Raw genomic sequence first — 5,648 nt, 5'->3', positions numbered from 1 at the left:
CCTGAAGTGGAACGAGGACCGTGGCCACCACGACTTCGGCACCCCCGACTGGGCGGAGCTGAAGCGGGTCATCAGCGGCGACGGACCCTGCAACGCCGAGCGCGTCGCCCGACGCCGGGCCGCCCACGAGGAAGGCGCCTGGGTGCGGGAGGCGGCCGCCGCCCACGCCGCCAAGCAGGCCGACCGTACCCGCCGTGCACAGAAGGGAGCGGTGGCATGACCACCGAGAAGAAGGACTGGCCGCTGTACGAGGTGTTCGTCCGCGGCAAGCGCGGCCTGAACCACGTCCACGTGGGCTCGCTGCACGCGGCCGACGACCGGATGGCCCTGACCCACGCCCGCGACCTGTACACCCGGCGCAACGAGGGCGTGTCGGTCTGGGTGGTGCGCAGCGAGCACATCGCCGCCTCCACCCGCGACGAGAAGGACCCGTTCTTCGAGCCCAGCGCGGACAAGGTGTACCGCCACCCCACCTTCTACGACATCCCCGACGACGTCCCGCACATCTGAGGAGCAGGCATGAGTGACGACCACGTCCACCTGACCCTCGCCGAGGGACACGACGACGACACCCGCTGGGCGTACGGCACCGGCTTCGAGGACCCCCTCCACGGAGTGGACAGCGCGGTACCCGCCGGCATCGACACCGGTGAACTGGCCGCCGTCTGTGTCGCCCTGGCCGACGACGCCCTCGTCCTGGCGCAACGGCTGGCCGAATGGACCACCCGCGCCCCCGAGCTGGAGGAGGAGGTGGCCCTGGCGAACATCGGACTCGACCTGCTCGGCCAGGCCCGCCTGCTCTACTCCCGCGCCGGCCAGGTCGACGGCACCAGCCGCGACGAGGACGCCTACGCCTACTTCCGCGACGCCCACGACTTCCGCAACGTACGCCTCTCCGAACTCCCGGGCGGCGACTTCGCGTTCTGCGTCGCACGCCTGCTGGTGCTCTCCGCATGGAGGCTCGCTCACTTCGAGCGGCTCACCGCCTCCGACGACCCGGTGCTCGCCGCGATCGCCGCCAAGGGGGTCAAGGAGCTGAGCTATCACCGGCAGTACGCCGCCGAGTGGGTCGTCCGCCTCGGCGACGGCACCGCCGAGTCGCGTCTGCGGACGCGGGAGGCGCTGGAGCAGATCGCGCCGTACGTGGACGAGCTGTTCACCGCGTACCACGTCCGGGACGAGGTCGAGGCGGTGCTGAAGCAGGTCACGGAGCTGGCCGGAGTGCCCCTGCCGGTGTGCCGGCCACAGCCCGGCGCCGGTCGCGACGGCGACCACACCGAGCACCTCGCCCCCCTGCTGGCCGAGCTGCAGAGCGTGGCCCGAGCCCACCCGGAGGCGACATGGTGACCGTGCTGACGGACGTGCGCCGCGCTCGGCACATCGCCGCGTGCGTGCCGGATCCCGAGTTGCCCATGCTCACCCTGGCCGACCTCGGCGTGCTGCGGGACGTCGAGGTCGGTGCGGACGGGACGGTCGTCGTCAGCCTCACCCCGACCTACTCCGGCTGCCCGGCCATGGCCGAGATGCGCGCCGAAGTGGCCGCGCGCCTCACAGCCGCAGGGTTCGCGCATGTCCGGGTGCGCACGGTGCTCGACCCGCCCTGGACCACGGACTGGATCACCCCGGGCGGCCGCCGCACCCTTGCCGAGCACGGCATCGCGCCCCCCGGCCCGGCGCCGCGCCCCGCCCCCGGCCCGGTGCCGCTGACACTGTCCCCCACCCGCCCCGCGGTTCCGTGCCCCCGGTGCGGCTCGGCGGACACCGAGGAGACCTCCCGCTTCGGCGCCACCTCCTGCAAGGCGCTGTGGCGCTGCCGCGCCTGCCGCGAACCCTTCGAGTACGTCAAGGAGATCTGATGGAGGACCTGCTGCCACCCGGCACCTCCGCGCCCACGGCCGTGCGGCGGCGCCGCCCGGCCTTCCACCGGCTGCGTGTGGCCGCCGTGCAGCGGCTGTGCGAGGACGCGGTCGCGGTCGGCTTCGACATCCCGGACGACCTGGCGGAGGAGTTCGCCTTCACCCCGGGCCAGTCGCTCACCCTGCGCCGCGAAGTCGACGGGCGGGACGAGCGGCGCTCCTACTCGATCTGTTCCCCGGTGGGCACACGGCCGCGCATCGGGGTGCGTGAAGTGCCCGGCGGGCTGTTCTCCTCCTGGCTGGTCCACGACGTACGGCCCGGCGACACCCTGGAGGTGATGGGTCCGGCGGGCGCCTTCACTCCCGACCTCACCGTGCCCGGCCACCACGTCCTCATCGCCGCGGGGTCCGGCATCACCCCCATGCTCTCCATCGCCGAGTCCGTCCTCGCCGGCGACGACCGCTCGCGGGTCACACTGTTCTACGGCAACCGCCGTACCGGCTCGGTCATGTTCGCCGAGGAGCTCGCCGATCTGAAGGACCTGCACCCGGCGCGCTTCCAGCTCGCCCACGTGCTCTCCCGTGAGCCCCGCGAGGCCGAGGTTCTCTCCGGCCGCCTGGACGCCGACCGCCTCTCCGCCCTCATCGGCGGGCTGGTCGACGTCAGCGCCGCGGACCACTGGTGGCTGTGCGGGCCCCACGGCATGGTCCGCGACGCCCAGCGGGTCCTGGCCGACCTGGGTGTGCCCGACCCTCGCATCCACCAGGAGCTGTTCCACGCGGACGACGCGCCGGTACGGCAGACGCGGCGGCACGAGGAAGCCGCTGCCGAGGGCCCGGTCAGCCAGGTCACCATCACACTCGACGGCCGGTCCACCACCGCCCCACTGCCACGCGCGGCCACGGTGCTGGACGGCGCCCAGAAGACGCGGCCCGACCTGCCCTTCGCCTGCAAGGGCGGAGTATGCGGCACCTGCCGCGCCCTGGTCACCGAAGGGGAGGCCGACATGCGCCGCAACTTCGCGCTCGAAGCCGCAGAGGTCGAGGCCGGCTATGTGCTGACCTGCCAGACCTTCCCCGTCTCCGAGACGTTGACCGTCGACTTCGACAGCTGAGGAAGCCCATGTCCGTCCATCTGGAAGTCGCCGAAGGTGTCGGCACGGTCCGCCTCGACCGCCCCCCGATGAACGCCCTCGACATCGCCACCCAGGACCGGCTCGGCGAGCTCGCCGCAGAGGTGACCGAGCGCGACGACGTCCGGGCGGTGATCCTGTACGGCGGCGAGAAGGTGTTCGCGGCCGGCGCGGACATCAAGGAGATGGAACTCCTCGACCACGCCGGAATGGTCAGGCGCTCGCGCCCGCTTCAGGAAGCTTTCACCGCCGTCGCCCGCATCCCCAAACCGGTCGTCGCCGCGGTCACCGGTTACGCGCTCGGTGGCGGCTGCGAGCTGGCCCTTTGTGCCGATTACCGGATCGCTGCCGACAACGCAAAGCTCGGCCAGCCCGAGATACTGCTCGGCCTGGTCCCCGGCGCGGGCGGTACCCAGCGCCTGTCCCGGATCGTGGGCCCCTCCAAGGCCAAGGACCTCATCTTCACCGGCCGGATGGTCAACGCCGACGAGGCCTTTCGGATGGGCCTGGTCGACCTCGTGGTTCCGGCCGCCGAGGTGTACGAGCACGCGCGGGCCTGGGCCGCCCGGCTGGCCAAGGGCCCCGCACTCGCCCTGCGGGCCGCCAAGGAGTCGGTGGACCAGGGCTTGGAGACCGACCTCGACACCGGTCTCACCATCGAGCGCAATTGGTTCGCGGGCCTGTTCGCGACGGAGGACCGCGAGCGGGGGATGCGCAGTTTCGTCGAGGAAGGCCCTGGCAGGGCGACGTTTTCCTGAACACGGAGCCGGGACGGCCCCGGCGTCCCTCCGTTTCCCGCTCCTCGACACGACCCGAGCGAAAGCATTCACGGCCTCAAGGTCTTAGATACACGGGTCAACACGCCGACGAGCCGTGCGAATTCGGTGCGTTGCCGGTCGGTGAGCGTGGCGTAGAGCGGCGCCTGGAGTTCGTCGGTGAGGCGCTCGGCCCGCTTCCACCGGGGGATCAGGGTCGTGGCGACGGGACGCGGCCTCGGCCAGCCGTAGTGGCCCGCCTGCTCGACGCCGAGGTTGATGACCATGGCCTCTCGGGCGCTCAGTCCGCTCAGGCGTACCGCCGCCAGATGGCAGGCGCCACGGTGTTCCCGCAGTACGTGTATGCGCTGCATCGCCGCACCGACCGGGTCGTCGGCCGGGCAGGGTTGTGCGCGCCAGCCGGCGAACAGGGGCAGTGCGTCGGCGTCGGCAGCATCGATCAGTTGCTGGGCCAGGCGGTTGAAGTGCTCGACGTCGACATCACAGGTGATGTGGTCGCGCCCCCACGTCCGGACGGCCTGCGCATAGGTGGCGGCGGCTTCCCCTGTCGGCATCACGGGCCGTCCCGCCAGCCAGCCTCCGGCAACCAGATGAGGGCCGAGGAATCCCTGCGCTGCCTGGACCACCTCGACCGGTGCTTCGCCGAGCACACCGAACCGGCCGCGGCAGTAGAAGCCCCGCCCCGGGGAGAACCCGGCGCGCAGGCCCACGGCGGCGGTCGCCTCGTCGGACATGAACTCGTCACCGAAATCGTGGATGGGCCGGGCAACCGCCGCGATGCAGTCGAAGATCTCCATGCGCTGAAGGTCGCTCACCATGACTCAATAGGTCAAGTGGGTTATTTCTGATGGAACCCTTCAGTTAATCTATCGAGTCATGTTGGATGTCCGCCGTCTGCACATGCTCAAGACCGTCGCCGCCCGCGGCTCCATCGCCGCGGCCGCCCAGTCACTGGCGCTGTCCGCCGGCGCCGTGTCCCAGCAACTGTCCGCGCTGCGTCGCGATGTGGGAGTCGAACTGCTGCGCCCCGACGGGCGAACCGTGGCACTCACCGAGGCAGGTCGGGTGCTCCTCGAACACGCCGACCGGATCCTCGCCGCCGTGCAGGAGGCCGAGAGCGCCGTCGCGGCGGTCAAGGGCACGGTCGGCACCACCGCCACCCTCGCGGCGCTGCCGTCGACCGTCGCCCGGATAGTGGCCCCCGCACTGATCGCGCTGGGATCGGACCACCCGCAACTCATCTTGACCTGCCTCGTCACCGACCAGGCGCAACTGCGGGAACTCGCGCTCGGCACCGTCGACGTGGTGGTGGGGCAGCGGTATCACCACCTGCCCGATGCCACACCTCAGGGCATCGACGTCACCCCGTTGCTCGACGATCCGCTGCTCGTCGTCACCGCGGCCGACCAGGGCGACGAGCGGCCCGTGGCCCTGCGGGAACTGGCCGGGCACAGCCTCGCCGTGCCGCCGCCGACCACGGACTGCGGACAGGCCATCCTGCACGCCTGCCACCAGGCCGGCTTCACCCCCACCACCCGCTACGTCACCGCCGACATCGCCACCCAGCTCGCCCTCGCACGGGCCGGCCTCGCCACCGCGCTCGTCCCCCGGACGGCCATCGACCCGGCCTCACCCGGAATCCGCACAGCGCCCATCGAGGAGCGCCCCATCCTGCGCCTGCTGTTCGCCGCGACGCGTCACACCGCGACCGCGAACCCGACGACCACGGCCGTGGTCGCAGCGCTGCGCACAGCCGCGCGGGAGAACCGAACCCCGCACCTTCCGTCGGCCTACTGATCTTTTCGTAAGTTCGGTGGATGTGGTGGGTGGATGGTCAGGCCGGTGTGGGCGAGGAATGACCATGGCAGTTGTGGGTTTCGGTT

The 5,648-nt window shown here is 71.4% G+C and carries 7 protein-coding genes and 1 pseudogene; 7 read left to right on the top strand and 1 reads right to left on the bottom strand.

Translation table 11 applies throughout. From position 1 onward, the window contains the following. From ACZ43N_RS42660 to ACZ43N_RS42635, 6 genes and pseudogenes are all read left to right on the top strand, one after another. Window positions 1-220: pseudogene (locus tag ACZ43N_RS42660) on the top strand (1,2-phenylacetyl-CoA epoxidase subunit PaaA); the annotation flags it as partial. Further along, a complete protein-coding gene (paaB, locus tag ACZ43N_RS42655; RefSeq protein ID WP_468105270.1) occupies window positions 217-510 on the top strand; it encodes a 1,2-phenylacetyl-CoA epoxidase subunit PaaB in 294 nt (97 codons plus the stop codon). The pseudogene ACZ43N_RS42660 and the gene paaB, both read left to right, overlap by 4 nt. 9 nt (window positions 511-519) lie before the next feature. Next, window positions 520-1,347 carry a 1,2-phenylacetyl-CoA epoxidase subunit PaaC gene (gene paaC / locus ACZ43N_RS42650; protein ID WP_468105268.1) on the top strand — a complete coding sequence of 276 codons (828 nt, stop codon included), beginning with the start codon at window positions 520-522 and terminating at the stop codon, window positions 1,345-1,347. Then, the gene (gene paaD, locus ACZ43N_RS42645; protein WP_468105266.1) at window positions 1,341-1,856 is read left to right on the top strand and encodes a 1,2-phenylacetyl-CoA epoxidase subunit PaaD; all 516 of its coding nucleotides are present in this window, start codon (window positions 1,341-1,343) and stop codon (window positions 1,854-1,856) included. The genes paaC and paaD overlap by 7 nt, the downstream gene beginning before the upstream one ends. Continuing rightward, on the top strand, window positions 1,856-2,971 hold the full coding sequence (gene paaE, locus ACZ43N_RS42640) for a 1,2-phenylacetyl-CoA epoxidase subunit PaaE (RefSeq protein ID WP_468105264.1): 1,116 nt from the start codon (window positions 1,856-1,858) through the stop codon (window positions 2,969-2,971). The genes paaD and paaE overlap by 1 nt, the downstream gene beginning before the upstream one ends. A gap of 8 nt (window positions 2,972-2,979) precedes the next feature. Further along, window positions 2,980-3,747 carry an enoyl-CoA hydratase/isomerase family protein gene (locus tag ACZ43N_RS42635; protein WP_468105262.1) on the top strand — a complete coding sequence of 256 codons (768 nt, stop codon included), beginning with the start codon at window positions 2,980-2,982 and terminating at the stop codon, window positions 3,745-3,747. A 68-nt stretch (window positions 3,748-3,815) separates the two neighbouring features. On the opposite strand, the gene ACZ43N_RS42630 is transcribed toward ACZ43N_RS42635, so the two are convergent. Then, window positions 3,816-4,583, bottom strand: a complete 768-nt coding sequence (locus ACZ43N_RS42630) for an SCO6745 family protein (RefSeq protein WP_468105260.1) — start codon at window positions 4,581-4,583, stop codon at window positions 3,816-3,818. 58 nt (window positions 4,584-4,641) lie between these two features. Here ACZ43N_RS42630 and ACZ43N_RS42625 point away from each other — a divergent pair, with 58 nt between their 5' ends. Next, on the top strand, window positions 4,642-5,562 hold the full coding sequence (locus ACZ43N_RS42625; protein ID WP_468105258.1) for a LysR family transcriptional regulator: 921 nt from the start codon (window positions 4,642-4,644) through the stop codon (window positions 5,560-5,562). Window positions 5,563-5,648 lie beyond the last annotated feature (86 nt).

It is taken from the genome of Streptomyces sp. NPDC030814 (genome assembly GCF_055572155.1).
Note: the sequence above shows the minus strand (reverse complement) of the source record. Positions and strands in the feature narration are given on the sequence as shown.